This is a genomic window from Collinsella aerofaciens, assembly GCF_015548375.1.
GTDB classification, from domain to species: Bacteria; Actinomycetota; Coriobacteriia; order Coriobacteriales; family Coriobacteriaceae; genus Collinsella; species Collinsella aerofaciens_AB.
Map to the genome: position 1 here is coordinate 1 of NZ_JADMWW010000041.1, position 5424 is coordinate 5424.

At 63.4% G+C, this 5424-nt stretch carries 3 rRNA genes; all 3 read right to left on the reverse strand.

From position 1 onward, the window contains the following. Positions 1–20 precede the first annotated feature (20 nt). Positions 21–136: ribosomal RNA gene (rrf, locus tag I1969_RS10755) — 5S ribosomal RNA — on the reverse strand. Between the two features lie 144 nt (positions 137–280). Then, positions 281–3256: ribosomal RNA gene (locus I1969_RS10760) — 23S ribosomal RNA — on the reverse strand. A gap of 399 nt (positions 3257–3655) precedes the next feature. Next, positions 3656–5161, reverse strand: a 16S ribosomal RNA gene (locus I1969_RS10765). The 16S, 23S and 5S rRNA genes sit together here, the layout of an rRNA operon. Positions 5162–5424: the final 263 nt, after the last annotated feature.

A 5424-nucleotide genomic window follows, 5' to 3' on the forward strand; every position in this document is an offset into this window, starting at 1 on the left:
ACGGCTCGGTGCCGTCCACCGGTCAGCGGCGCCCTGGCCTCCCACGGGCTGACCCCGCAGTACTCTCGGCGCGATGGGGCTTAGCTTCCGGGTTCGGAACGGGACCGGGCGTGCCCCCCATGCTCTGGCCGCTGACCGGTGGGCGGCGCCCACCGTTACGGTGTCCGGGTGTCTCTCTCGCGTGCCCTGGGGGCCGCATGGCGCATAGGGGAGGTGACTCGGGGGCATCCTCGTGCCCGGACCGCGCGTGAGCGCATGTCCCGCGGGCCGCGAGGTGCGGTTCCGGAAGAGCTCGGGCGATTAGTGCGGCTCGGCTGAGGCTGTCGCCAGCCTTGCACCTGCCGTCTATCGACCAGGTAGTCTACCTGGGCCCTTACCGGAAGGAGAACTAATCCCTGGAACGGCTTCCCGCTTAGATGCCTTCAGCGGTTATCCGCGCCGCACGCGGCTACCCGGCCGTGCCGTTGGTCGACAACCGGTTCACCGGAGGTGCGTCCACCCCGGTCCTCTCGTACTGGGGGCAGCCTCCATCGATTCTCCTGCGCCCACGGAGGATAGGGACCGAACTGTCTCACGACGTTCTGAACCCAGCTCGCGTACCGCTTTAAACGGCGAACAGCCGTACCCTTGGGACCTGCTCCAGCCCCAGGATGCGATGAGCCGACATCGAGGTGCCAAACCTTGCCGTCGATGTGGACTCTTGGGCAAGATCAGCCTGTTATCCCCGGAGTACCTTTTATCCGTTGAGCGACGGCCCACCCACTCGGGGCCGCCGGATCACTAGAGCCTGCTTTCGCACCTGCTCGGCTTGTGGGCCTCGCAGTCAAGCCCGCTTGTACTCTTGCATTCAAAAGGACGGTTGCCGACCGTCCCGAGCGGACCTTCGCGCGCCTCCGTTACCCTTTAGGAGGCGACCGCCCCAGTCAAACTGCCCGCCTGGCACGGTCCCCGAGCCGGTTGACGGCCTCGGGTTAGGACGCCGGTCGCGCGAGGGCAGTATTCCAAGGGCGGCTCCCCGGGGGCTGGCGCCTCCGGATCGATGCCTCCTGCCTATCCTCTACACGCGGGACCAGCGGCCAATGCCAAGCTGCAGTGAAGGTTCACGGGGTCTTTCCGTCCTTCCGCGGGTAAGTCGCATCTTCACGACCAGTGCAATTTCACCGGGTCCATGGTCGAGACAGCGCCCAAGTCGTTGCGCCTTTCGTGCAGGTCGGAACTTACCCGACAAGGAATTTCGCTACCTTAGGACCGTTATAGTTACGGCCGCCGTTTACCGGGGCTTGGCTTCGGGGCTTCGCGCGATGCGCTAACTCCTCCGCGTGACCTTCCGGCACCGGGCAGGCGTCAGACCCTATACGTCGCCTTGCGGCTTCTGCAGAGTCCTGTGTTTTTGGTAAACAGTCGCTTGGGCCTCTCCACTGCGGCCCGCCTCCGCTCCCGGAGCAAGTCCGTTCACGTACGCGCGGGCACCCCTTCTCCCGAAGTTACGGGGCCATTGTGCCGAGTTCCTTGACCATGGTTGACCCGATCGCCTCGGTATGTTCTACCCACCCACCTGTGTCGGTTTGCGGTACGGGCGCGCACGCGCCTGCCTAGGGGTTTTTCTAGGGACCTCGGGCTCACTCGCTTCGCTTAAGTGCTTCGTCCGGAGCCTCGCCCTTCGTGCGGACCGGATTTCCCTGGTCCGCGGGCCGCGCTCCATCACGGGGACGTCCAGAACCCCGCCGAGCCACCCCCATCCGTCGCCCCGTCGGTCGTAGCGCCGCGTGCGCGGTGCAGGAATGTCTGCCTGCTGCGCGTCGGCTACGCCTACCGGCCTCGCCTTAGCCCCCGACTGACCCTGGGAGGATTAGCCTTGCCCAGGAAACCTCGGGTTCACGGCGGACGAGTTACTCTCTCGTCTCTCGCTACTCATGCCAGCATTCTCACTCCCATGCGCTCCACCGTCGGTCGCCCTCCGGCTTCTCCGCCCATGGGAAGCTCCCCTACCGATTCTAATGAATTAAAATCCCGCCGCTTCGGTGTCCAGCTTAGCCCCGTGTATTGTCGGCGCATGTCCACTCGACCAGTGAGCTGTTACGCACTCTTTGAATGGATGGCTGCTTCTAAGCCAACATCCTGGTTGTCTGGGCGGACGCACATCCTTTGCCACTCGGCTGGAACTTGGGGACCTTAGCGGGCGGTCCGGGCTGTTTCCCTCTCGAGCACACAGCTTAGCCCACATGCTCTGACTGCCGCGCTCTGGGCCGCCGGCATTCGGAGTTCGGTTGGATTCGGTAGGCGGCGAAGCCCCCTCGTCCATCCGGTGCTCTACCTCCGGCGGTGAACGCGCGACGCTAGCCCTAAAGCTATTTCGGGGAGAACGAGATATCTCCGGGTTTGATTGGCCTTTCACCCCTATCCGCAGGTCATCGCCGCCGTTTTCAACCGACGTGCGTTCGGCCCTCCACGGGGTCTTACCCCCGCTTCAGCCTGCCCACGGATAGCTCACCCGGCTTCGCGTCCGCGGCGCGGGACTCAAGTCGCCCTGTTAAGGCTCGCTTTCGCTCCGGCTCCCTTTCGGTTAACCTCGCCCCGCGCCAGCGACTCGCTGGCTCATTCTACAAAAGGCACGCCGTCACAACTAAAAGTTGCTCCGACTGCTCGTGGGCGCACGGTTTCAGGTACTGTTTCACTCCCCTCCCGGGGTGCTTTTCACCTTTCCCTCACGGTACTGGTGCGCTATCGGTCACAGGGTAGTACTCAGGCTTGGATGGTGGTCCACCCAGGTTCGGACCGGGTTTCACGTGCCCGGCCCTACTCAGGGACCGCGTCGCGCCGTCCGGTCTGGGTTCGCGTACGGGGCTGTCACCCGCTGCGGCCGGCCCTCCCATGCCGTTCCGCTCCCCAGCCGGACCTGCGCCCGGGGGCGGCAGCCCCCGGATGCGCGGCCCTGCAACCCCGTCGGCGGAACCCCTGCCGGGTATGCCCGCTCGACGGTTTGGCCATCGGTCCCCTTTCGCTCGCCGCTACTCGGGGAGTCTCGAGATTGATTTCCTCTCCTCCGGGTACTTAGATGTTTCAGTTCCCCGGGTTGTCCTCCCCGGCCCTATGTGTTCGGGCCGGGGATATCCACACTGCTGTGGATGGGTTCGCCCATTCGGAGACCCCCGGGTCGAAGGATGTGTGCTCCTCGCCGGGGATTATCGCAGCTTGCCGCGTCCTTCATCGGCTCCCTGTGCCAAGGCATCCGCCGTGCGCCCGTGGTATCTTGCGGGACCGCATCGGGCCCGCGGGATATCCACGTGTCGCTAAAGTTAATTAATCGATATCATGAATAGCGCTCGTATGTCGCAATTCGGGTATCTCATACCGCGGCACAGTGTCTTCACTGTGCTCGCGATCAGATGCTCCTCACTCATAAATAAGTGAATTCTTCTTGTTTGGATCGGATGAATGATTGCTATCATTCTGTCTTTAAATCGCAGAAAAGAATCGAGTCTGGAAGAGGATACTCTTCCATCTCTCTCCTATCGCTATGCGGCTCTCAAGGTACGCGGGTGCGACCCCGGGGACCGGGTGCTGCGGGGACTTCATCCAGGCGGGACATCTACCGGACGGGCTCCTGCCCTCCATTCGAGTTAAAGTATGTCTCTCTAAGAACGTATCTCCCTAGAAAGGAGGTGATCCAGCCGCACCTTCCGGTACGGCTACCTTGTTACGACTTCACCCCCCTCACCCTCCACACCTTCGGCGCCTCCCCCCTCTCGGTTGGGCCGGCGACTTCGGGTGCAGACGACTCGGGTGGTGTGACGGGCGGTGTGTACAAGGCCCGGGAACGCATTCACCGCGGCATGCTGATCCGCGATTACTAGCAACTCCGACTTCATGGGGGCGGGTTGCAGCCCCCAATCCGAACTGGGGCCGGCTTTCCGGGATCCGCTCCCCCTCGCGGGGTGGCATCCCTCTGTACCGGCCATTGTAGCACGTGTGCAGCCCAGGGCATAAGGGGCATGATGACTTGACGTCGTCCCCGCCCTCCTCCGCCTTGACGGCGGCGGTCCCGCGTGGGTTCCCGGCATCACCCGATGGCAACACGCGGCGGGGGTTGCGCTCGTTGCGGGACTTAACCCAACATCTCACGACACGAGCTGACGACAGCCATGCACCACCTGTATGGGCTCCTCTCGGCCACGGGGTCTCCCCCGCTTCACCCATATGTCAAGCCCTGGTAAGGTTCTTCGCGTTGCTTCGAATTAAGCCACATGCTCCGCTGCTTGTGCGGGCCCCCGTCAATTCCTTTGAGTTTTAGCCTTGCGGCCGTACTCCCCAGGCGGGACGCTTAATGCGTTGGCTGCGGCACGGGGGGATCGTCCCCCCACACCTAGCGTCCATCGTTTACGGCTGGGACTACCAGGGTATCTAATCCTGTTCGCTCCCCCAGCTTTCGCGCCTCAGCGTCGGTCTCGGCCCAGAGGGCCGCCTTCGCCACCGGTGTTCCACCCGATATCTGCGCATTCCACCGCTACACCGGGTGTTCCACCCTCCCCTACCGGACCCAAGCCGCGGAGGTTCCGGGGGCTTCGGGGGGTTGAGCCCCCCGCTTCGACCCCCGGCCTGCCGGGCCGCCTACGCGCGCTTTACGCCCAATGAATCCGGATAACGCTCGCCCCCTACGTATTACCGCGGCTGCTGGCACGTAGTTAGCCGGGGCTTCTTCTGCAGGTACAGTCTTGACTCTTCCCTGCTGAAAGCGGTTTACGACCCGAAGGCCTCCGTCCCGCACGCGGCGTCGCTGCGTCAGGGTTCCCCCCATTGCGCAAGATTCCCCACTGCTGCCTCCCGTAGGAGTCTGGGCCGTGTCTCAGTCCCAATCTGGCCGGTCGGTCTCTCAACCCGGCTACCCGTTGTCGGCACGGTGGGCCGTCACCCCGCCGTCTACCTGATGGGCCGCGGAGCCATCCCCTCCCGTCGGGGCTTTAGCCGGGGTGCCATGCGGCACCCCGGGGTATCCGGTATTACCCGTCCTTTCGGGCGGCTATCCCGGGGGAGGGGGCAGGTTCTCCACGTGTTACTCAGCCGTTCGCCACTCGCTTCCCTCCGGAGAGGGGTGCCGTTCGACTTGCATGTGTTAGGCGCGCCGCCAGCGTTCATCCTGAGCCAGGATCGAACTCTCCGTCCAAAATATATGGGCTTCGAGCCCGTCCGGTCCTCACAACTATTAGCTGATCGGTTCCGTTCGATTCATATGGTTTTAGTATAGGAAAAGGAATTTCTCGGGGCCGCCTCTCGGCGGCCTTGCGAAAAACAAATCCAAGTTAGACCATTTCAAATGGTTCGATGTCTGCCCGGATGCGACACTTGAAGTGTCCATCCTCGCAGTATCCGGTTCTCAAGGTGCACGCTTTGCGGCTCATCCGGTCCGACCGGGCCGCGCGGCAAGGA